Origin of the sequence: Thiothrix eikelboomii, from assembly GCF_900167255.1 — a bacterium.
Classification (GTDB): domain Bacteria; phylum Pseudomonadota; class Gammaproteobacteria; order Thiotrichales; family Thiotrichaceae; genus Thiolinea; species Thiolinea eikelboomii.
Genome location: NZ_FUYB01000003.1, coordinates 194,037 through 215,445 on the forward strand (window position 1 = coordinate 194,037; position 21,409 = coordinate 215,445).

Below are 21,409 nucleotides of genomic sequence, written 5' to 3' on the forward strand. Positions count from 1 at the left end.
GATGACCAATCAAGTCTGTTTTGCAAGTTTACAATTCGGGGATCAGGCCGCTAGCTTAGACAGTTATTTAAAATTAGGTGGCTATCAAGCTTGGCGGAAAATTTTGGCAGAAAAAACATCGGCCGAAACCATTATTGAAGAAATTAAACGCTCAGGTTTACGTGGACGCGGCGGAGCTGGCTTTCCAACTGGTTTAAAGTGGAGTTTTATGCCACGGACGATGCCGGGGCAAAAATATCTGGTGTGTAACTCGGATGAATCTGAACCTGGTACCTGTAAAGATCGCGATATTCTACGCTTTAATCCACATGCTTTAGTCGAAGGCATGGCCATTGCCGCTTATGTGATAGGTGCCACAGTGGGCTATAACTACCTGCGGGGTGAGTTTATGGATGAGCCTTGGCTACGTTTCGAACAAGCGGTTCAAGAAGCCTATGCCCTTGGCTTATTAGGCAAAAATATTCAAGGCTCAGGGGTTGATTTTGACTTATACAGCAGTCTAGGTGCAGGGGCTTATATCTGTGGAGAGGAAACTGCTCTCTTAGAATCCTTAGAGGGCAAAAAAGGCCAACCCCGCTTTAAACCCCCATATCCAGCCAGTTTTGGCTTATATGGATGTCCCACCACAATTAACAATACCGAAACCCTCGCTTCGATTCCCAGCATTATGCGCAATGGCGGGCAATGGTTCGCCGATTTAGGGGTAGCCAACTCTGGCGGCGAAAAATTATTTTCTATGTCGGGTCACTTGAATAATCCGGGTAACTTTGAAATTCCAATGGGAACGCCCTTCACCGAGTTATTAACGATGGCAGGTGGTGTTCGTCAGGGGCGGCAATTAAAAGCTGTCATCCCCGGTGGGTCATCTGTACCGGTACTCAAAGGCGAGGTCATGCTCGGCTTGACGATGGATTATGACTCAATTGCTAAAGCAGGGTCGTATCTTGGTTCAGGTGCGGTGATTGTGATGGACGATACCACGGATATGGTTAAGGTCTTACAACGGATTTCACGCTTTTATTATTCCGAATCCTGTGGTCAATGCACGCCTTGCCGTGAAGGTACCGGCTGGTTATATCGTTTAGTCACCCGCATTGTCGAGGGACAAGGACAAGCAGAAGATCTCAATCGCTTAGAGAGCATTGCACATAATATTGAAGGACGCTCGATTTGTGCCTTGGGGGATGCAGCTGCCATGCCTGTGTGGAGTTTTGTGAAAAACTTCCGTGAAGAGTTTGAATACTATCTTGAGCATGGACGTAGCAAGGTGACCCAAGGGTAAAACATGACACAAGAACTCGTCACTATTGAAATTAATGATCAGCCCTATACCGTGCCTAAAGGTCGCCTGCTCATTGAGATTGCGGATGAACATAACATCAAAATTCCGCGCTTTTGCTATCACAAAAAACTATCGGTCGCTGCCAATTGTCGGATGTGCTTAGTCGACATGGCAAAATCGTTTAAACCAGTGCCTGCTTGTGCCACTTTTGTTGAAGCTGGCATGAAGTTCTGGACAAACTCAGAAAAAACTCAGCAAGCACAACAAGCGATGATGAGCTTTTTACTGATTAATCACCCTTTAGATTGCCCCATTTGTGATCAAGGGGGCGAATGTGAGCTACAAGATGTTTCCGTTACTTACGGTCAGCGGCATTCGAACTATCAAGGTATTAAACGAGTCGTTATTGATAAAAATATCGGTCCTTTAATTGCGACCGAGATGACACGCTGTATTCAATGTACTCGCTGTGTCCGTTTTGGAACAGAAATTGCGGGCATGAGTGAACTCGTCAGTCTGTTTCGGGGGGATCGCCTCGAAATCGGCACTTATATTGAAAAATCGCTGCAATCCGAATTATCCGGCAATATGATCGACCTTTGTCCTGTCGGAGCTTTAACCGCTAAACCCTCCCGATATAAAGCGCGGGCTTGGGAAATGCAAGCACATCCCTCTATTGCACCGCATGATGCAGTAGGTTCTAACCTTGAGTTACATCTCTTTCGTAAAGCAGTCTTGCGCTGTGTACCGCGTGAAAATGATAGCATTAATGAAACTTGGCTCTCAGATCGTGATCGGTTCAGTTACCAAGGCATCGATAGCCCAGAGCGTTTGCGTCAACCCTTGCTCAGACGCCAAGGACAATTAGTCGCAGTCACTTGGCAAGAAGCTTTACAAGCAGCTGCCTCAATTTTGCAACAAGCCGATCGCTCCAAAGTAGCGGCCTTAGCCAATCCGAATTCTACTTTAGAAGAATTGTATTTATTCCAAGGCTTAATGCGTGGTTTAAATATTCACAATATTGACCATCGTTTACGGCAAATTGATTTTTCTGATCAAACACTCGCCCCACTCAGCCCAAATTTGGGTGTCAGCATTGCCGAGTTAGAGCAACAACAGGCCGTATTATTGATCGGCTCTAATCCACGCCATGAGCAAGTGCTCTTAAATCATCGCTTGCGTAAAGCAGCCTTGCAAGGAGCGAAAATTACCGCGATTAATCCACGGGGTTTTGAATTTAACTACCCCATTGCACAGCTCTTTGTTGCCCCTTCAGCTCTAGTTAAGCGCTTAGCCAGCTTAGCCAAAGCTAGCTTAGTCGCCAATCAATCCGCTATCCCCTTTGCATTAGTAGAACTCCTCCAGAGCATCGACAGCACCGAAGCTGATCAAACTCTAGTAGCCGAGTTGCAAGCCGCTACTCATAAATTAATTCTGCTCGGCAATTTAGCGGTACAACATCCGGCTTATGCCAGCTTACGCGCTTTAGCCACGGTGATCGCTACCGAAACAGGAGCACGTCTAGGTTATTTACCCGAAACTGCGAATACAGTTGGTGCTTGGCTAGCCGGTGTCCTACCCCATCGTTTATCAGCTGGGCGTGCAGTAACACCAGCAGGTCTAGCGGTAACTGCCATGTTGCAAAACCCTGAAACGGTCGTTTTACTCAATGCAGAAACCGCTGATTTTGCTAACCCCGCCCAAGTCTCACAAGCTTTAGCTCAGGCACACAATCTGATTGTAATTGGTGCCTTTGCTGATCAGCCCCTACTAGATCATGCCACTGTGATCTTACCCGGCTCTGTCTTCGCAGAAACCTCCGGCACTTATTGCAATGCTGAAGGCCAGTGGCAATCCTTCCAAGGCGCAATTGAACCCATCGCACAGGCGCGGCCTACTTGGAAAATCTTGCGAGTCTTAGGCAATGCCAGTGGTTTACCTGCATTTACTTGGCTCAGCAGCGAAGAGGTAGCACTGGCATTAACCGCTGAATTGGATGCAGCAATGGGGAACTACCCTAGTTATACCTTAAATGACTTACCGACTTTACAGGCTCTCCAACTAGCAAGCGCTACCGAAGCTGAGTTTGAGCGCGTGACTACCGTCAAATTATACCGTGAAGATGGCTTAGTCCGACGTGCAACCGCCTTACAAGCTAGGGTAGAAGACACCGTGGTAGAACTGAATCCAGTTGATGCGGCTAATTTAGCGCTGCAGGCGGGTGAGCATGTACAAATTAGCCAAGGTGAGCTGAGCCTTCAACTACCGGTACGCATCTCCAATGACCTTGCCCCCGGTACAGTCGGCTTAGCTGCCGGAGATGAAGCCACGGCGGTCTTTAGCAGTGTCGGCCTAGTCCGAATCAGCAAACGGGTCTAGGGGAAAAGATGGAAGCACTAACCCAGTTTTTAACTAGTTTTCTCCCAGACGATTGGGTTACTTTGATTATGATTTTATTAAAAATTGTACTCATTGTGATACCAGTCATTTTATTCGCCGCTTATACCACCTATGCTGAGCGAAAAATCATTGGCTTTATGCAGGTACGCTTAGGACCAAATCGGGTCGGGCCTTTAGGTTTATTACAACCGATTGCCGATACCTGCAAATTAATTTTTAAAGAAGTTGTTATCCCTACCCACTCTAATCGCTTCTTATTTTTAATCGCTCCTTTATTAGCAATGGCACCTGCCTTGACCGCTTGGGCAGTGATTCCGTTTAGTGAGAATATGATATTAGCCAATATCAATGCAGGGCTATTATTCTTATTGGCGCTTAGCTCCTTAGGTGTCTATGGTATTATTATCGCAGGCTGAGCTTCTAATTCTAAATATGCTCAATTAAGTGCCATGCGTGTTGGTGCACAAATGATCTCCTATGAAATAGCAATGGGCTTTGCATTAGTCGGTGTTTTAATGGCAGCCGGCAGTTTAAATATGAATGATATTGTAAAAGCACAATCTGGCAATATTTTTAATTGGTTTGTCTGGCCTTTATTTGGTTTATTTTGGGTGTATTTTATTGCAGGTATTGCTGAAACTAATCGAGCACCTTTTGATGTTGCTGAAGGTGAATCTGAGATTGTGGCAGGTTTCCATGTAGAGTACTCTGGCATGGCGATGGCGATTTTTTTCATCGCAGAATATGCCAATATGATTTTAATTTCGGCTTTGACTGCCACTATGTTTTTAGGAGGTTGGTTATCACCTTTCCAAGGTTTAAATTTTTTAATCGAGCTGCCAGTACTTGGTTTGTTTTTTGGTAATGGCTTACATTGGTTAATCCTCAAGTCTTTTTTATTTTTATTTATGTTCCTCTGGTTTCTAGCTACTTTTCCTCGTTATCGTTATGATCAAATTATGCGTTTGGGTTGGAAAATTTTAATTCCTGTCACTTTAGTATGGATCTTTGCAGAAGGTATTGCCATTACAATTGGCTGGCAACCTTGGTTATAGCCTAACGGCAAAATGAAAGAGGAGAGGCAATGCGTATTAACTTTAAATATTATCTAAAAGCCTTCAGCTTTTATGAATTAACTCAAGGTTTAAAAGTTACCAATAAATATTTGTATAGCCGTAAAATCACGGTGCAATACCCCGAACAAAAAACGCCCTTATCACCACGCTTTCGAGGCCATCATGCCCTACGCCGTTATCCTAACGGTGAGGAGCGTTGTATTGCTTGCAAGCTCTGTGAAGCAGTTTGCCCTGCCTTAGCGATTACCATTGACTCAGAAGAACAAGCTGACGGTACTCGCCGTACCACCCGTTATGAAATTGATTTATTTAAATGCATTTATTGTGGGTTTTGTGAAGAAGCCTGCCCAGTCGATGCCATTGTGGAAACTAAGCTTTTTGAATATCACTTTGAGCAAAGTGGTGAAAATATCTTAACCAAAGATAAGCTATTAGCTATTGGTGATCAATATGAGGCCGAGATCGCTCAAATGAAAGCCGCCGATGCCCCCTATCGCTAAGAGGTAAGTAATATGTTTCAGCAGCTAGTTTTTTACTTATTTACTGGAGTATTAATTATATCTGCGATAGGAGTAGTAACCGTGCGCAATCCTATTTATGCAGCCCTATGCTTAATTTTAGCTTTTTTCAGTAGTTCGGCTATTTGGTTACTCAGCGGAGCTGAATTCTTAGGCATTGTATTAGTATTGGTTTATGTTGGCGCGGTGATGGTGCTATTCCTATTTGTGATTATGCTGCTAGATTTAAACTTAGATCTACTGAAAGAGGGATTTATTCGCTATCTGCCGATTGGCTTAGGAGCGGCTTTCATTGTCACCCTAGAAATGATTCTTGTATTGAATATGCCTGCTTTTAAAATTTCCCAACCTCTAGCTAGCTTACCGGCAAATAATACCGAAGCTTTAGGTAAAATTTTATATACTGACTATGCCTATCCATTTGAAATCGCAGCCGTTATTTTGTTGCTCGCTATCGTTGCCGCTATTGTTTTAACGTTACGACGCCGCACTGATACAAAACTACAAAATATCTCTGAGCAAATACAAGTAAGCCGCCATGATCGGTTACGACTGATTAAAATGCAGGCTGAGAAATAAGCATGATTTCACTATCTAACTATCTCGTGATTGGGGCTTTATTATTTTCAATCAGCATAGCAGGTATGTTTTTAAATCGTAAAAACATCTTAATTTTATTAATGTGTATTGAATTAATGTTGCTAGCAGTCAATATGAATTTTATTGCTTTTTCCTATTACTTAGGGGATTTAGCAGGTCAGGTGTTTGTCTTTTTTATTTTGACTGTCGCAGCCGCTGAAACAGCGATTGGCTTAGCCATTTTAGTTTTGGTCTTTCGTAACCGTCGCACGATTAATGTCCAAGACTTGGATAGTTTAAAGGGGTAATTAATGGAGCTGATTTACCTATGCATTCCTCTTGCTCCTTTGTTGGGCGCTATTGCTGCTGGCTTATTTGGTAAACAATTAGGACGCACCAACTCACATCGGATCACAATTTTGGGTGTGAGTATTGCCTTGATTCTATCCATCTTAGTTGCCTTTGACACGATAGGTGAAGGTCATACTTATAATGGTGCGGTTTATACTTGGGCAGTGATCAAAGATTTCCGTTTTGAAATTGGCTTCTTAATTGACAATCTCAGTGCCATGATGATGCTAGTAGTGAGCTTCGTCTCATTAATGGTACATATTTACACTATTGGTTACCTACATGATGATTCGGGTTATCAACGCTTTTTTAGCTATATTTCACTCTTCACCTTCTCTATGTTAATGCTGGTCATGAGTAATAATTTCATGCAGCTCTTTTTTGGTTGGGAAGCAGTTGGTTTAGTATCTTATTTATTAATTGGCTTTTGGTTTAAGAAAGAAACTGCCATTTTTGCCAATATGAAAGCCTTTATTGTGAATCGTATTGGTGACTTTGGCTTTCTCTTGGGTATTGGTGGTATTTTAGCTTTTTGTGGCAGTTTAGATTATGCTGAAGTCTTTGCAAAAATTAATGAGCTTACAGGTCAAACCATTTCCATCTTACCCGGAATTAGTTGGCAAGCTTCAAGTTTTATTGCGCTGCTCTTATTCATAGGTGCAATGGGCAAATCAGCACAAATACCTTTGCATGTTTGGCTACCTGATTCAATGGAAGGCCCTACCCCTATTTCTGCCTTAATTCATGCAGCGACTATGGTAACGGCCGGGATTTTCATGGTGGCACGTATGTCACCTATTTTTGAACTCTCGGACACCGCCTTGAACTTTATTATGGTCATTGGTGCGACCACTGCCTTTTTGATGGGTTTACTTGGTATCGTACAAAACGATATTAAGCGCGTAGTCGCCTATTCTACTTTGTCACAATTAGGGTATATGACAGCTGCCTTAGGTGCATCTGCTTACTCGGCCAGTGTCTTTCATTTAATGACTCATGCTTTTTTTAAGGCTTTATTATTTTTAGCAGCAGGCTCGGTGATTATAGCCATGCATCATGAGCAAGATATTCGTAAAATGGGCGGCTTGAAAAAATACCTCCCTATCACTTACTGGGCCTGTTTAGTAGGATCATTAGCTTTAATTGGTTTCCCCGGCTTTGCAGGCTTCTTCTCTAAGGATCTGATTATTGAAGCAATCCAGCAATCACAATTAGGGGCAGCTCGCTATGCTTATCCTTTGGTTTTATTAGGTGTATTTGTTACGGCTTTCTATAGCTTCCGCATGTTCTTTTTAGTATTCCACGGTAAAGAGCGTTTTATCGCCTCAAGCGATAAACATGGTGGACAGCATACACTACCACACGAATCACCTTGGACAATAACTTTACCTCTGATTTTATTGGTCATTCCTTCTATATTTGCGGGCTATCTGCTTGATCCTATGGTAGTTGGTGATTTTTTCCATGAGGCGATTTATGTGAATGATGCCGCACATAGTTTTGACCCTAATTTAAACAGCTCCTTATCACAGCATCTTGCCGTTCAAACGATTAGCGAGGAGTTTCATGGAGCATTTAATTTCATTCTACATGGAATAAGTCAATGGCCTTTCATTCTTGCCATGATGGGTTTAAGTTTAGCAGCTTATATTTATTTATATAATGATTCGCTAGCGAAATGGGGATATAAAAAACTTCATTGGCTATATAATTTACTAGATCATAAATATTATGCTGATGACTTTAATCAAACAGTATTTGCTAAAGGCTCAATTTATTTAGGTAAGGGATTATCAGTTTTCGGTGAGCGTATCCTGATTGATGGTTTCATGGTGAATGGCACGGCAAAAGCTGTTGCTTGGTCAGCAAGTGTTATGCGCCATTTACAAACCGGTTATCTCTACGACTATGCTTTTGTCATGTTTGGCGGGTTAGTTCTTGCACTGAGTTGGTTCTTATTTTTTTAGCCCCTACTCTTTATAATTGGAAATATGCATGTTTGATTTACCCATTTTAAGCTTATTAATCTGGCTACCGATTTTAGGAGGCTTAGGCGTTATTCTATTCGGTCGACACCTAGACTCCCGATTATTTGCATTAGGCATTACTATTATTAGCTTTTTTATCAGCTTAATACTTTTAGTTCAGTTTAACTCTGCATCTGCAGAGATGCAATTCCAAGAAAAACTAACTTGGGTTAGCAGTTTTAATATTAACTATCATTTAGGTGTAGATGGCTTTTCTGTACCGTTAATTGTTTTAAATAGCTTGATAACTATTCTTGTAGTAATAGCAGCTTGGGAAGTAATTCACTATCGTATCACCCAATACTTGGCCGCTTTCTTGGTAATGGAAGGTATTGTGAATGGTGTATTTATGGCTTTAGATGCTGTCTTATTTTATATCTTATTTGAAGCCATGTTAATCCCTTTATTCCTGATTATTGGAATCTGGGGTGGTAAACGGCGAGTTTATGCAACGCTAAAATTCTTCTTATATACTTTTTTTGGCTCAGTTTTTTTATTAATCAGCTTAATTTACCTGTATCAAGTCGGTGGTAGTTTTTCCATTACTGATATGCAAAAACTGCCTTTAGCTATTCTGCCACAAACCTTAATTTTTCTGAGCTTCTTATTAGCTTTTGGGGTAAAAATCCCGATGTGGCCAGTCCATACTTGGTTGCCAGATGCACATGTAGAAGCCCCTACGGGTGGCTCAGTCATCTTGGCTGCAATTACCTTAAAAGTAGGCGCTTATGCCTTAATCCGTTTAGCTTTACCTATTGTACCGGATGCAGCAGCGAATCTCAGTAGTCTAGTTATTTTCCTATCATTAACTGCAGTGGTGTATATCGGTTTTGTTGCTTTAGTACAGCAAGATATGAAAAAACTGATCGCCTATTCCTCTATCGCTCATATGGGTTTTGTCACTCTTGGATTTTTTATTATCTATCAACTTAATAAAGATACAAGCACCGCTATACTAGCGATACAAGGTGGCATGGTACAAATGGTCTCACATGGGTTTATTTCTGCTGCCCTATTTTTATGTATTGGTATTTTATATGATCGCATGCATACTCGTGACATTAATGCCTATGGCGGTGTAGCAAATAAGATGCCGCAATTCTCTGCATTCTTTGTATTATTTGCGATGGCTAACACAGGTTTGCCGGGTACTTCCGGTTTTGTCGGTGAGTTCTTTGTAATTTTAGCCAGCTTCAAAGCAAATGTTTGGCTAGCATTTTTAGCAGCAACTACTTTAATTATTGGTGCAGCTTATACTTTATGGTTAGTCAAACGAGTGATTTTTGGTGAGATAAAGAATGCTGAAGTCGCTCAATTAACTGATATTAGCCAACGTGAGTTTGGCTTATTAACCATCCTAGCCGCTGCTGTTTTATTTTTTGGTCTATGGCCTGAGCCTGTAACTGATTTGATGGGTGCTTCGATTGAGCATTTATTAACACAAGCCTTACAAACTAAATGTGGCGGCAAGATGCTAGGAGATTGCCTATAATGAATATCGCTATTGCTCTGCCAGAAATTTTTCTAACTATAGCTATTTGCTTAAGTTTATTAATTGAGCCTTTTTTACCTACTGATAAGCGCCGACTGATCAGTTATTTATTAATACAAACTTGCTTAATTATAACCACACTTTTGGTGATTAATACTTTTCCCGCTGATAAAGCTTGGGGATTAAATAATTTATATGTACGTGATGATTTAGGTAGCTTATTAAAAATCAGTATTTTATTAGTGACTATGCTTGCTTTTGTGTATGCACGGCAATATTTACAAGAAAAAGGCTTATGGAAAAATGAATTTTTTATCTTAATTTTATTTTCTGTTCTGGGCATGTTAGTGATCGCCTCTGCTAATCATTTACTATTGATCTACCTAGGTTTGGAATTGCTAGCTTTAGCCCTGTATGCCTTAGTTGCCTTTAGTCGTGATGATAGTCGCGCTACGGAAGCTGCCATGAAGTATTTTGTTTTAGGTGCGATTGCTTCTGGTATGCTGTTATATGGCATTTCTATTTTATATGGTATTACTCGTGGTCAATTAGAATTAAGTGCAATTGCTAGTTATCTAAGTACTCAAGAGGTTTTAAATAATATCCCTTTATTATTTGCCTTAGTTTTTATTGTTGGCGGGATTGCTTTTAAATTTGGCACCGTGCCTTTTCACATGTGGGCACCCGATGTCTATCAAGGTGCACCGACAGCAGTGACATTATTCTTAGCAAGCGTACCCAAACTGGCCGCTTTCGCTATGTTAATGCGCGTCTTAGGTGAGTCCTTAGGTGCAGCCCAGTCTGGTTGGTCACAATTATTATTGGTGATGGGCTTACTATCGGTTACGGTCGGTAATTTATTAGCAATTGCCCAGTTTAATTTAAAACGGATGTTTGCTTATTCTACGATTGCTCATATGGGGTTTGTCTTATTAGCTGCCATGACAGGTACTTTAGAAGGCTATAGTGCAGGTTTGTTCTATACGATTATTTATGCATTAACCTCTGTCGGTAGTTTCGCGATTTTAATTTTACTCAGTCATCAAGGCCTAGATGCGGAAACCCTAAATGATTTAAAAGGTTTAAATGAACGCCATCCTTGGTATGCTTTCCTCATGCTGTTATTATTATTCTCAATGGCAGGTATCCCACCGATGGTAGGCTTCTATGCTAAATTTTCTGTGATTCAAGCGATGTTAAACACTGGCTATTTATGGCCTGCCGTGTTTGTGGTTCTTATGTCAGTGGTGGGGGAATTTTATTATTTACGGGCGATCAAAATGATGTATTTTGATCAACCTGAAAAACATCCCCCCCAGATTACTTATCCAATGGATTTTCAAATAGCTTTAACGGCAAATGGCTTATTAGTACTATTCTTAGGCTTATTGCCAACTGGCTTAATAGAGCTTTGTACTCAAGCTTTAGTTGCCTCCTTACCCTAAACAGAATCGAATTAACTTAATTTAACTTAATGTCGCCGCTTCGGAGGCAATACCATATTGGCAAACATGAGACCTGCCACAATCGCCATAAAAGCAAGCAAGACTTCTGCTCCACTCATAGTATTTGCAAGGATCGACTGCCCTGTGACAAAGTTATTCAAGCCAATATAAATTTTACTACCCGGCACTAGTAAAACAATCCCCGGCAATAAGACAATAGAAGTAGGTCGGTTTTTAAGAACTGAATAAGCATTGGCGTAAATACCAACAACAAAAGCCCCGATTAAACCTGCCAAGCTTGGCTCAAAAACTTGTGCACCTAAACTGGTACTTACATAAGCAATTAAACCCGCGAATAAACCCCAAGGTGCATCTCGCCAACTGATTTTAAAAATAATCAATAAAGCCAGACTCAAACCCAAAACTGCTAAATAACTGACCCAAGTAATCTCTGCTGGCTGAATTACTACGGTTGGCACAGTCCACCAAATAGCCGCTAACGCTAAACCAAAAACTGCCCCGAAATAGAGCTTAAAAACCATCATACCTGCATCCATAATCCGTGCGGTACCGGATAAAACATGCCGTGCGGCTAGTTCCCGCAGGCCGATGGTCATAAATAACCCCGGAATATAAGCAATCACCCCAGCAAGAATCACCAGCGGGACATTAAACTGCCAACCTAAAGCCGCTAGGCCACTGCTCAAGAAGGCAATTAATAAGGCAGTCAGTGGTTCTAGCATTTCTTCCAATCGCGGCCAAACTCGAGTCAAAGCTACCAAACCATAAGCAAAGCAGCCTGCACAACCTGCCATGATTACTTCGGTCATATTCGCCCCACACACGACTGCAAAACTGGCTGACAGCACGCCCCAAGCCAGTAAAACCAATCCACGTGGATAAGGATCCGGTAGATGTTTAATCGCTTCCAGTTGAGTACGGGCTTGTGGCAAGTCAAGCTGCTTGGCTAAGACCGCATCGACGAGTTTATGCGTATGGGCTAAACGATTCAGATCTAAGAGATTGGGTTGCAGACGCTCAAGATGCATGTATTCTTCATCGGAGTTTTTTTCCCGAAATAAAAAATGCATGGTGGTAGGTGTTACCAAAAACACCCCATCTAGGCCTAAGACTTCCGTCACTTCTTGCAAAAGCTTCTCTAGGCGATGCGAGGGTGCTCCATAGGCGTGTAAGCTAATGCCAAGTTCAATAATAAAGCGCCGTAGTTGGATTAATTCTGATGGCTGCATGGTGCTGGCTAGACTCTCAAACTAGAATTGAAATAGTTTTAACTTTAAATACTAGGCTTACTAGGCGCTCATTCGCTATCCTAGCGCCCTAACTCGATGCGACGCATACTATACCTGTTGTTACTAAAAAATGATCAGTCCGTCGTTTTTTTATAACCTTTTTCAGAGAACAGCCCTATGAACCATCCCATCCAAGTCTTAGCTATTAGCGGTAGTCTACGTGCCAAATCCACCAATACCGGCCTGCTCAATTATGCACAAGCACAGGCACCTGCGGGTATTGAGATCACGATTGCAGATCTTAAAGAGCTGCCTTTTTACAATGCCGATCTCACGACCAAACCAAGCGCCGTGCAAAACCTCCTGACCCAACTCGCGGCAGCAGATGCTTTATTGCTAGCTTGCCCTGAGTACAATTACTCAATGGCGCCCGCTTTAAAAAATGCTTTAGACTGGGCCTCGCGTGAACCGAATAATCAATTATTATCCGGCAAACCCGTTGCGATCATGGGTTCAGGCGGTGGCATGGGAAGTTCACGGGCGCAATATCATTTACGCCAAGTTTGTGTCTTTCTTAACCTGCATCCTTTGAATAAACCCGAAGTGTTTTGTAATGCCTTCGCCAATACCTTTGATCAAAATGGCGTATTGATTGACGAGCGTATTCAAGGCCTGATTAGGGAACAACTGCTTAGTTTACAAGCATGGGTGGAGCAATTACGCAAATAACCCAATCACTAGACTTGACGACAGCACTAAATCACTAAACCTGCACTAAATAATCAGCTTGCTCACGCAAGCTGGCAACCAAGGCTGCGTTTTTGGCATCACTCGACAAAACCCGTCCTAAGGCTTCTGAATAACTAATCCCCCAAGCTTGCTGATGACGCTTGATTAGACGTGCTTGGGCTAAGTCAAGGGGGGTATCTAAATACCAAGTTTCATCCCATACCCCTTCCAGACCCGCCCAATCACCTTCCCGATAAAGCAGGTATAAACCTTCCACCAAAATGATTTGGCAACTCGGTTCAACCACTAGTGCATCGGCAACCGGATCACCCACACTATGTTCAAAGATCGGCCAAGTGACTCTCCCCTGCCTTGCTTTCAGCTCATGCAATTTCTGCACAAAGCCCGCCGCATCAAACGTCCAAGGTGCACCCCGCCGCGCCAAAGCACGCTCAGGATTAGGTAGTTCATTTAACTGCGCCTTGCTCAAATGAAAACCATCCATACTCAGCACTTGCATCGTATTGTTGAGATGCTGTTGTAAAAATTCGCGGTGGAGTTGATTAGCGAGGGTCGTTTTGCCAGAACCGGGAACACCTGCTAAGCCAATTAAAAGGCGCGACTGGGTGACTTGAGCCAGCGTGTGTAACTGTTGAACTGGATGGATTAGGTGCATGACGATCCCTTGATTGCTGCCCGTAAGTCCTCATAGTTTATTGAACATGAACATCAATCGTCAGTGTAATTTTCTGTCTGGCCAGCAGCGTACCCACTGTCCAATTACCTGATATTCTATCGTAGTCAGCCGCAGCAGGTGCATGGCTGAGGTAACTGACGCCTGTGGGCAGTTTGTCATTAACCACGACGCCAGTTGCATCGACATCACTCTCGTTTTCCAGCAGCAAGGTATAAGTCAAGGTATCGCCTATCTTGGTGGTAGATTTACTGACAGTTTTAGCCAGCTTGAGGTCGATGGCTGACACAATCGGACAAGTATTTGGTATCGCGCTAACCATCAACAAATCCTGACCGGTAGCATTGTGCAGATTATGTACAACGACCTTGGGTGTGGCGATGGTTTGAGCTGCGGTAAGCCAAGTGTTAGCCAGTGTTCTAACACCTGCATTATTTTCGGTCAATGACTGGAAGTTTCCGGCTGTGACTGAGTAATCCGTATCATACAGGGCATTCCATACTGCTAGCTGCAAGGCAACAAAGTTGGTAACGGTATTATTCCCCGCGCCAAAACCGGTGCTTGAGTTGTAGCCGGAGGCTTGCACGACTTGAGCAATACGTAGTGCTGCGGTTGCGTTGAAACCGTTGGTGCTGGCATTGGCTTCGTGAGTATAAGGGTTTTGTAACGGCAAAATTGGTTGACTAATTTCAGTACAAAGAGAGTAGAACGCCCCTTCAGTGGAGGTGCTGCTGTAAAAACCCGCTACATTGCTTTCTTCCAGTGGGTGTGAACCATTGAGTGTTACCGTTTCTTTGCTCGGCGCGACGCCAGGGCCGAAACCAATTTTGCTAATCGTTAAGGCGGGTATCACTGGGTTAGCGCAACTTTGTGTCAGTTGATTGATGACGCTGACCGCTACCGTTTGCCCACCCACGAGGGTAACAGGTTGCGAGGGTGTCACAACGGAAGAGGCGTAACTGTAGTTGGTAGGAGCTGTTGGGATCGTTTCAGTTACAGTGCAGATTGTCCCTGCGGGGATGTCACTGATGGTATGCGTTGCCGCGTGGGTCAGTGCAATGGCGTTATTGTCAAAGGTATCGTCACTACAATCCAATTGAATGGTGAAAGTCTGTGGATCAGTACCACCCATGACCGATTTACTGATAACTAGCTTTCCCAGTGACACACCGCCCTGTGTGCTGTTGGTATTGAGGTCGCGAAATTCTGTACCGGAAACATCTGCCAGTACCACTTGCGGTACAAACAGCAGTGCTCCAAGCGTAACCAGCCATAGCGGCTTGTAGCTTTTCATGGAATGCCCTTTTATTGTTAGCATGATTTTTCTTAAGTGTCGTGTTCCGTGGGAAGGTATTCTAGAAGGGAACTAGGTATTGTTCAAGGCACAGCATATCCTTAAGAAGCGATCGTCCAAATACTGATAACCATGTTAGCAACGGTGAATTGATCCACACGCCTGCCGTGCCGCTTTACGCTGATGAATTGCCCGCGTCACCGGCGCAAGGATGTCAACCACAGGGCGGTTCAACAGCGGCGTTGGTGCGCTGTGAATTACTACAGTTGGGGCAACCGATTGGGCATTATGATACCTTGATTGCTGCTCATGCCCGTTCGTTGCAAGCGACATTGGTGACGCATAATGTCCGCGAGTTTGAGCGGGTGCAGGGGTTGTTGTTGGAGGATTGGGAGTTGTGATTTGATGCAAAGAAGAATCAGGGGCTACTGGCGATTGCCGCCGGACGTTACACACCGCAACCGGGCGAACCTAAAATTTGGTTCAGTTCCATGAAATCCCTGAGTGAGGTGTTGAGCGACAACAATATGCGCCTGCTGAAAATGATTGGGGAAAACCAGCCGGAAACCTTGAAAGACTTGGCAGCTCTGAGCGGGCGGCAAACTAGCAACCTCATCCGTACTTTGAAGACGATGGAACGCTATGGCATTGTGGAATTGTGCAAGCAGAACCGTTCCGTGCGTCCGGTGGTGAAAGCATCGGCGTTTAATATCCAGTATTCGATTTGAGTGGAGAATGGGGTCAAATCAATCGAGTCTGACCCCTTTGATTCCTGGTTCAGGGTAATTTGGCGGTATTCTGCCAGCACTGTTTCGGCGGCTTTGCGGGCGGCATTCAACAGGAAATCGGTCATGGAAATGTTGGAAACAGCGGCAGCAGCAATCAGCATCCGCTTCAGTTCGGGTGGGGTGCGGATGCTGATGCGGTCATCTTTGGCGGCGGTGCTGGGCATGGTGCGTTCCTCGTTAGGCTATGTGGATAGTCTAGGAGGAATGACGTGGTTTGTACACCCACTGGCAATCCAAGTAAGTGTGTATTGGCAGCGTGAGAGGTACTTCTAGTTGCTGATAAATGAGAAAATAACAGTCAGTAGGCAATTTTCTTGAACTGTATACACTGTGTCCAACTGACTTTTAATGGATAATTGGGATTGCTATGTCGTTCCCCCTGTGGCGCGGTTTGCTCGATTTCTGTTTTTTGTTTTGTTCCCCCCGTGTGTCTGACAGAGATAAAACGTTTCTGATATTGTACAAGGAAATCACGCTCCTGAAAAAATTCACGTCCGATAATTTGGCAATATTCAAATGCGCATAATGCACCTTTCAATTGATTTACAATGTCTACAGCCGGAGCGTTGCTACGTTTCATTTCAATGAAGAGTACTTTTTTCTCTTGTTCAGAGATGATTACGTAATCAGCGCGTTTGCATTCGCCTGATTTACCTTGAAATAATCCCTGATTATTGAATGCTCTGTCTAAATCAATAACCAGCGCATCAGCGGGAATTTTATGGATTTCAATAAATGAATCTGGGGACTGGTTTTCAATCAATATGACTTTTTTGCTTTCATAGTGGTTCTCTAAAGAAATCAAAATGCTAGGTTGTAGCATACGTTGTAACACAGATGTATCAGACATGACTTATCCCCAAACAATTTCATCTTGCAGGCGGTTCATGTCTTCAATGGTGTCATTGAAAGAGGTTAGCTCAATACCACTGTCATGGGTGATTTTGGCAGGGATAAGTGTGTAACTTATTTTGTCTGTCACTCGCTCATCAACAGTCGTCATGTAAACATTTAGTTGTTCCGGCTTTAGTAACTCAACCGAGTGATAACCTTCCCGCTGGGCTAATGCTTGTAAACGCTCATCAGATTTATTAAGTAATAACAGGGTATTAAACTCTTTAATAATATAATCACTGTGCGTCGTAATAAATACACGAATACCGTGATTGACTAACATAGCAAATAAACGGGCTATTTTACGTTGGTTTTCTGGATGGAGATTTAATTCTGGTTCATCCACCATCAATAAATCACCTTTCTGAGCAAGGTGACGTAAATAAAAACCGATTTCGACTAAAGATCGAACAGTACTAGAGCTTTCTGCTAATGAAAGATTTAAGTCGGGTTGATTGCTAGGGCTATAGCTTATCCCACCTGCTGTATTGATTGCATATTCTCCACCTGCAATATCCGCGAAGGCTTGTAATACTTCTGGATGTTCTTGTGCAAACATACTCTGCTTATTAATAATATTTGGTAAATCACGAATGAAATCAATATCATGTTTAACAGGTAGAGGATATTCAGCCGTAAATCGCCCCAACAATTGTTGTGAATTAATATTTGTTTCTTTGAGAATATCAATCAAGCGACTTCTCGTGAAATCCACTTCACGTTGAAATAATGCTGCACCTGTACGTTCTGCACTAGCAATAAAAGCTTTTGGTAATGTTTTAGAGTTTTCCGATTTAACAGTCGGTGTTTCATTAATATCATCATCTAAGTAAAAAATACTATTTTTAAATCTATCTTGGGTATTAACAAATATTTTTGAAATCCAGTTATTACTATACTCAGCACAAGAGACACCTAATAAACGCCTTGCATAAGTTTCTAATGGATACACATCAAAGCCATTAGGAACTACTACCTCAGGCCAACCAGCATTCCAGTAATCCAAAAAGCCATAGAGTGCATAAGTAATGTAAGTCTTACCTGTATTATTACGCCCGCAGATAACTGTTAAATCACCTACGGTAAAATTGGCCTCTTGGATTGAACCCAAGTTTTTCAGCGTAATGTCCATGTGCTACCTGTCTTAACCTCTACTCAATAACGGTAACTGTAGCACATCTGACTATTGTTATTCAGCGCACTCTATCGACCGCGCTGCTTGGGCTTGATCGTCGATTTCGGTTTGCCGCCAACATCCGCCCGTGGCTTCGGCGGCAATCCCGTATGCTGCGTCAACACCTTCCCAGCCTGCGGCTTACCCACATTCGGTTTGGTAGATGCTGGTTTTGCAGCAGCAGGCTTGGCATTCACCACTGCTTTCCCAGTCCGCTTCTGATGCTCCCCACCCTTATTCTTGCGCCGATGCGCCTCATACACCAACTGTTCCTCGCCCGCCTTGTAATGCGGGATCAACTGGTTGTCACCATCGCCGATCAACTCCTGCCGCCCCATCTCCGCTATCGCTTTGCGCAGCAGCGGCCAGTTTTTCGGGTCATGCCAGCGCAAGAAGGCTTTATGTAGCTTGCGCTGTTCCGGTGTTTTGGCGGTTTGCACTTTTTCGCTTTTGTAGGTGACTTGGTGCAGCGGGTTTTTGTCGGTGTGGTACATGGTGGTGGCGGAGGCCATTGGCGAAGGATAAAATGCCTGCACTTGATCAGCACGAAAGCCATTTTTCTTCAGCCATAAGGCCAGATTGAGCATATCTTCGTCGGAGGTTCCCGGATGAGCCGCAATGAAATACGGGATTAAATACTGCTCTTTGCCTGCTTCTTTGCTGTATTTTTCGAACAGGCGTTTGAATTCATCATAGGCACCAATCCCCGGTTTCATCATCTTCGACAGCGGCGAATCTTCGGTGTGTTCGGGGGCAATTTTTAAGTAGCCACCCACATGGTGAGTAACTAATTCTTTAATATATTCAGGATCTTTGACCGCCAAGTCATAGCGCAAGCCGGAGCCAATCAAGACTTTTTTAATGCCTTTAAGGCTGCGGGTTTCACGGTATAAAGCCTTGAGTTCAGCATGATCTGTGCTCAAGTTCTGACAAATCCCCGGATAGACGCAGCTCGGTTTGCGACAGGAGGCTTCGATTTTCGGATCTTTACACGCCAAGCGATACATATTCGCGGTCGGGCCACCTAAATCGGAAATCACTCCAGTAAACCCCGGTACTTTGTCACGGATTTCTTCCACTTCACGCACGATGGACTCGCGGGAGCGGTTTTGAATAATCCGTCCTTCGTGTTCGGTGATCGAGCAGAAAGTGCAGCCACCAAAGCAACCGCGCATAATATTCACGGAGAAACGAATCATCTCATAGGCTGGAATGCGCGCCCCTTGATAGGCCGGATGCGGCAAGCGTGCATAGGCTAAACCGAACACATAATCCATTTCGGGCGTGCTTAATGGAAACGGTGGTGGGTTAATCCACACATCTTGATTGCCATGTTTTTGTACTAAAGCCCGCGCATTGCCCGGATTGGTTTCTAAATGCAAAACACGATTAGCATGTGCATATAACACCTTGTCTTTGCTGACTTTTTCAAACCCCGGCAAGCGAATCACTGTCTTAGCACGTTCTAAACGGGCGCGGGGATGGAAGGTGAGTTTATGTTCATCGGAGCGTTTACTGCGTGGGTCTTGGTATTCAAACCATTGCAGATTGCGCTTTTCCAGCTCGCATGCCTCCATCTCCGTGGTATTGAGATAGGGGTTGATAATCCGGTCGATTTTGCCCGGTTGATCTACACGGGTGGAATCAATTTCCATCCAACCTGCTGGCGAACCACGCCGAATAAAGGCCGTCCCGCGCACATCGGTAATCTCAGCAATTTTTTCACCTGCCGCCAAGCGATGTGCGACTTCAATCACGGCCCGCTCTGCATTGCCATACAGCAATAAATCTGCTGCAGCATCCACCAAAATCGAGCGGCGTACTTGCTCTTGCCAATAATCGAAATGTGCAATCCGGCGTAGTGAAGCTTCAATTCCACCCAAAATAATCGGCACATCCGCATAAGCTTGTTTGCAACGCTGCGAATACACTAAAGAGGCGCGGTCTGGACGCTTGCCACCGATATTATTCGGCGTGTAGGCATCATCGGAGCGAATCTTGCGATCAGCCGTGTAACGGTTAATCATCGAATCCATATTGCCCGCTGCAATCCCAAAAAATAGATTAGGCTTACCCAAGGCCATAAATGCCTCTGTTGACTGCCAAGCGGGTTGGGCAATGATCCCTACTCGAAAACCTTGCGCTTCCAATACACGTCCAATCACTGCCATACCAAATGAAGGGTGATCTACATAAGCATCGCCAGTCACGATAATAATATCGCAGCTATCCCAGCCGAGTAGATCCATCTCTGCCCGTGACATCGGCAAAAAAGGCGCGGTGCCAAAACATTCTGCCCAGTATTTTGGATAATCAAACAAAGGCTGAGTGGCATTAGGGGTATGGGAGTGTTGAGCTAAGGCAGACATGATGCTGATACTGAGTAAAAAGGTGGGATATTGTAGCCTATGTTGAGCAGAGGTGTTATTGCTTATTGGTTTTAGAAGGATTTACCGCAAGCTAGCAGCTTAGAGGAAGCCTGTCTATCCAGACTTCCCCACTCATCAAGCCGCCTCACCACAAATAGTCAGATACTGCGCCACCACGCTAGTCATACCCTGCTCAATGCATTCGACCATCAGCGCATGGCCAATCGAGACTTCTTTAATCGCCGGAATTTGCAGAAACTGAGATAAATTTTGTAAATCCAAGTCATGTCCTGCATTCACCTCAATCCCTAAGGCTTGAGCACGCGCAGCGGTAGCTGCATAACTTGGCAGTACAGACTCAAGCTGGTTTGAGCCATAAGCAGCCGCATAAGCCTCCGTATAGAGTTCAATCCGTTCTGCTCCAGTGGCGGGTACTGCTTCGACTTGCTCAAGACTGGGATCTAAGAAGATCGAAACACGAATCCCCTGAGCCTGCAACCGACTACACATCTTGGCAAGCGCTTGACGATGCTTGATCACATCCCAGCCGTGATCCGAAGTCAGCTGATCGGGTGCATCAGGGACTAAAGTACATTGCGCAGGCCTAGCCTTTTCAACCAATTGCAAAAAATCTTCAGACGGATAGCCTTCAATATTGAATTCCACCGCGCTACCCCAAGGCAATAATTGAGCAAGATCTAAGGTGTCTTGGCGAGTAATATGGCGCTCATCTTGGCGAGGATGCACGGTGATCCCCTGCACCCCTAAAGCTATGAACTTTTGGGCGAACGCCACCACATTTGGAAAATCACGCCCCCGTGAATTTCTTAGTAGCGCGATTTTGTTTAAATTTACACTTAGCTTAGTCATTCAGTGATTAATCTCTTTTACGAAAGGCTGGGGTATAGCAAGTTTGCATGCTCTAGGTTAACCCCCTAAAACTAGGCTGTCAAAATTCAAGCGCATCGCCAATTTACAATGCATTCATAGTTTGAGTTCAAAGCTTGAACGCAAAGTTTAGGTTCAATACAACAATACTCTTAATTC

19 protein-coding genes and 1 pseudogene are annotated in these 21,409 nt (G+C 43.8%); 12 read left to right on the forward strand and 8 right to left on the reverse strand.

Features of this window, described 5'->3' with window-relative positions; all coding sequences use genetic code 11:
• Position 1: 1 nt before the first annotated feature.
• The 9 genes and pseudogenes from nuoF (at position 2) to nuoN (ending at position 11,170) form a co-directional block, all read left to right on the forward strand.
• The gene (nuoF, locus tag B5D50_RS04760; protein ID WP_078921438.1) at positions 2–1,282 is read left to right on the forward strand and encodes an NADH-quinone oxidoreductase subunit NuoF; all 1,281 of its coding nucleotides are present in this window, start codon (positions 2–4) and stop codon (positions 1,280–1,282) included.
• Positions 1,283–1,285: 3 nt separating this feature from the next.
• Positions 1,286–3,661 carry an NADH-quinone oxidoreductase subunit NuoG gene (nuoG, locus tag B5D50_RS04765; protein WP_078921439.1) on the forward strand — a complete coding sequence of 792 codons (2,376 nt, stop codon included), beginning with the start codon at positions 1,286–1,288 and terminating at the stop codon, positions 3,659–3,661.
• Positions 3,662–3,669: 8 nt separating this feature from the next.
• Positions 3,670–4,737, forward strand: a pseudogene (gene nuoH, locus B5D50_RS04770) (NADH-quinone oxidoreductase subunit NuoH).
• 29 nt (positions 4,738–4,766) lie between these two features.
• Positions 4,767–5,258 carry an NADH-quinone oxidoreductase subunit NuoI gene (gene nuoI, locus B5D50_RS04775; RefSeq protein ID WP_078921440.1) on the forward strand — a complete coding sequence of 164 codons (492 nt, stop codon included), beginning with the start codon at positions 4,767–4,769 and terminating at the stop codon, positions 5,256–5,258.
• A 12-nt stretch (positions 5,259–5,270) separates the two neighbouring features.
• The gene (locus B5D50_RS04780) at positions 5,271–5,855 is read left to right on the forward strand and encodes an NADH-quinone oxidoreductase subunit J (protein WP_078921441.1); all 585 of its coding nucleotides are present in this window, start codon (positions 5,271–5,273) and stop codon (positions 5,853–5,855) included.
• A gap of 2 nt (positions 5,856–5,857) precedes the next feature.
• Positions 5,858–6,163: an NADH-quinone oxidoreductase subunit NuoK gene (gene nuoK / locus B5D50_RS04785; RefSeq protein ID WP_078921442.1), complete on the forward strand. Its 306-nt coding sequence runs from the start codon at positions 5,858–5,860 to the stop codon at positions 6,161–6,163.
• A 3-nt stretch (positions 6,164–6,166) separates the two neighbouring features.
• Complete coding sequence (gene nuoL, locus B5D50_RS04790; protein WP_078921443.1) at positions 6,167–8,173, forward strand: NADH-quinone oxidoreductase subunit L; 2,007 nt, start codon at positions 6,167–6,169, stop codon at positions 8,171–8,173.
• A gap of 28 nt (positions 8,174–8,201) precedes the next feature.
• A complete protein-coding gene (locus B5D50_RS04795; RefSeq protein WP_078921444.1) occupies positions 8,202–9,725 on the forward strand; it encodes an NADH-quinone oxidoreductase subunit M in 1,524 nt (507 codons plus the stop codon).
• Complete coding sequence (nuoN, locus tag B5D50_RS04800) at positions 9,725–11,170, forward strand: NADH-quinone oxidoreductase subunit NuoN (protein ID WP_078921445.1); 1,446 nt, start codon at positions 9,725–9,727, stop codon at positions 11,168–11,170. The genes B5D50_RS04795 and nuoN overlap by 1 nt, the downstream gene beginning before the upstream one ends.
• A gap of 26 nt (positions 11,171–11,196) precedes the next feature.
• On the opposite strand, the gene B5D50_RS04805 is transcribed toward nuoN, so the two are convergent.
• On the reverse strand, positions 11,197–12,420 hold the full coding sequence (locus B5D50_RS04805) for a threonine/serine exporter family protein (protein ID WP_078921446.1): 1,224 nt from the start codon (positions 12,418–12,420) through the stop codon (positions 11,197–11,199).
• Positions 12,421–12,597: 177 nt separating this feature from the next.
• Between B5D50_RS04805 and B5D50_RS04810 the strand changes: the two genes are divergently transcribed.
• The gene (locus tag B5D50_RS04810; protein ID WP_078921447.1) at positions 12,598–13,149 is read left to right on the forward strand and encodes an NADPH-dependent FMN reductase; all 552 of its coding nucleotides are present in this window, start codon (positions 12,598–12,600) and stop codon (positions 13,147–13,149) included.
• Between the two features lie 34 nt (positions 13,150–13,183).
• Here the strand turns inward: B5D50_RS04810 and B5D50_RS04815 are convergent, their stop codons facing one another.
• Together B5D50_RS04815 and B5D50_RS04820 are read right to left on the reverse strand one after the other, a co-directional pair.
• On the reverse strand, positions 13,184–13,825 hold the full coding sequence (locus tag B5D50_RS04815; RefSeq protein WP_078921448.1) for a nucleoside/nucleotide kinase family protein: 642 nt from the start codon (positions 13,823–13,825) through the stop codon (positions 13,184–13,186).
• Between the two features lie 37 nt (positions 13,826–13,862).
• The gene (locus tag B5D50_RS04820) at positions 13,863–15,137 is read right to left on the reverse strand and encodes a DUF5979 domain-containing protein (RefSeq protein WP_159448571.1); all 1,275 of its coding nucleotides are present in this window, start codon (positions 15,135–15,137) and stop codon (positions 13,863–13,865) included.
• A gap of 149 nt (positions 15,138–15,286) precedes the next feature.
• Between B5D50_RS04820 and B5D50_RS20305 the strand changes: the two genes are divergently transcribed.
• Positions 15,287–15,538, forward strand: coding sequence for a PIN domain-containing protein (locus tag B5D50_RS20305; protein WP_078921450.1), 252 nt, complete (start codon positions 15,287–15,289; stop codon positions 15,536–15,538).
• A 126-nt stretch (positions 15,539–15,664) separates the two neighbouring features.
• Positions 15,665–15,865, forward strand: coding sequence for an HVO_A0114 family putative DNA-binding protein (locus tag B5D50_RS20730; RefSeq protein WP_456119730.1), 201 nt, complete (start codon positions 15,665–15,667; stop codon positions 15,863–15,865).
• Here the strand turns inward: B5D50_RS20730 and B5D50_RS04835 are convergent.
• The 5 genes from B5D50_RS04835 to B5D50_RS04855 all read right to left on the reverse strand — a co-directional run bounded on the left by B5D50_RS04835 (position 15,778) and on the right by B5D50_RS04855 (position 21,232).
• Complete coding sequence (locus B5D50_RS04835; RefSeq protein WP_078921452.1) at positions 15,778–16,089, reverse strand: type II toxin-antitoxin system TacA family antitoxin; 312 nt, start codon at positions 16,087–16,089, stop codon at positions 15,778–15,780. The two genes, B5D50_RS20730 and B5D50_RS04835, sit on opposite strands and share 88 nt — an antisense overlap.
• A 134-nt stretch (positions 16,090–16,223) precedes the next feature.
• A complete protein-coding gene (locus B5D50_RS04840; protein WP_078921453.1) occupies positions 16,224–16,775 on the reverse strand; it encodes a hypothetical protein in 552 nt (183 codons plus the stop codon).
• A 3-nt stretch (positions 16,776–16,778) separates the two neighbouring features.
• Positions 16,779–17,951 (reverse strand): AAA family ATPase, encoded by a 1,173-nt coding sequence (locus B5D50_RS04845; protein WP_078921454.1) that lies wholly within the window; start codon positions 17,949–17,951, stop codon positions 16,779–16,781.
• 71 nt (positions 17,952–18,022) lie between these two features.
• Positions 18,023–20,362, reverse strand: a complete 2,340-nt coding sequence (locus B5D50_RS04850; protein WP_078921455.1) for a YgiQ family radical SAM protein — start codon at positions 20,360–20,362, stop codon at positions 18,023–18,025.
• 135 nt (positions 20,363–20,497) lie between these two features.
• Complete coding sequence (locus B5D50_RS04855) at positions 20,498–21,232, reverse strand: pyridoxine 5'-phosphate synthase (protein WP_078921456.1); 735 nt, start codon at positions 21,230–21,232, stop codon at positions 20,498–20,500.
• Between the last annotated feature and the right edge of the window lie 177 nt (positions 21,233–21,409).

What these genes read in the sequence shown, in the direction of transcription:
- B5D50_RS04840 (WP_078921453.1), bottom strand. Translation starts at nt 16,775, where the DNA reads ATGTCTGATACATCTGTGTTACAACGTATGCTACAACCTAGCATTTTG.
- nuoG (WP_078921439.1), top strand. Translation starts at nt 1,286, where the DNA reads ATGACACAAGAACTCGTCACTATTGAAATTAATGATCAGCCCTATACC.
- B5D50_RS04820 (WP_159448571.1), bottom strand. Translation starts at nt 15,137, where the DNA reads ATGAAAAGCTACAAGCCGCTATGGCTGGTTACGCTTGGAGCACTGCTG.
- B5D50_RS20730 (WP_456119730.1), top strand. Translation starts at nt 15,665, where the DNA reads ATGCGCCTGCTGAAAATGATTGGGGAAAACCAGCCGGAAACCTTGAAA.
- nuoL (WP_078921443.1), top strand. Translation starts at nt 6,167, where the DNA reads ATGGAGCTGATTTACCTATGCATTCCTCTTGCTCCTTTGTTGGGCGCT.
- nuoI (WP_078921440.1), top strand. Translation starts at nt 4,767, where the DNA reads ATGCGTATTAACTTTAAATATTATCTAAAAGCCTTCAGCTTTTATGAA.
- B5D50_RS04850 (WP_078921455.1), bottom strand. Translation starts at nt 20,362, where the DNA reads ATGTCTGCCTTAGCTCAACACTCCCATACCCCTAATGCCACTCAGCCT.
- B5D50_RS04810 (WP_078921447.1), top strand. Translation starts at nt 12,598, where the DNA reads ATGAACCATCCCATCCAAGTCTTAGCTATTAGCGGTAGTCTACGTGCC.
- nuoK (WP_078921442.1), top strand. Translation starts at nt 5,858, where the DNA reads ATGATTTCACTATCTAACTATCTCGTGATTGGGGCTTTATTATTTTCA.
- nuoN (WP_078921445.1), top strand. Translation starts at nt 9,725, where the DNA reads ATGAATATCGCTATTGCTCTGCCAGAAATTTTTCTAACTATAGCTATT.
- nuoF (WP_078921438.1), top strand. Translation starts at nt 2, where the DNA reads ATGACCAATCAAGTCTGTTTTGCAAGTTTACAATTCGGGGATCAGGCC.
- B5D50_RS04815 (WP_078921448.1), bottom strand. Translation starts at nt 13,825, where the DNA reads ATGCACCTAATCCATCCAGTTCAACAGTTACACACGCTGGCTCAAGTC.
- B5D50_RS04795 (WP_078921444.1), top strand. Translation starts at nt 8,202, where the DNA reads ATGTTTGATTTACCCATTTTAAGCTTATTAATCTGGCTACCGATTTTA.
- B5D50_RS04805 (WP_078921446.1), bottom strand. Translation starts at nt 12,420, where the DNA reads ATGCAGCCATCAGAATTAATCCAACTACGGCGCTTTATTATTGAACTT.
- B5D50_RS04835 (WP_078921452.1), bottom strand. Translation starts at nt 16,089, where the DNA reads ATGCCCAGCACCGCCGCCAAAGATGACCGCATCAGCATCCGCACCCCA.
- B5D50_RS04780 (WP_078921441.1), top strand. Translation starts at nt 5,271, where the DNA reads ATGTTTCAGCAGCTAGTTTTTTACTTATTTACTGGAGTATTAATTATA.
- B5D50_RS04855 (WP_078921456.1), bottom strand. Translation starts at nt 21,232, where the DNA reads ATGACTAAGCTAAGTGTAAATTTAAACAAAATCGCGCTACTAAGAAAT.
- B5D50_RS04845 (WP_078921454.1), bottom strand. Translation starts at nt 17,951, where the DNA reads ATGGACATTACGCTGAAAAACTTGGGTTCAATCCAAGAGGCCAATTTT.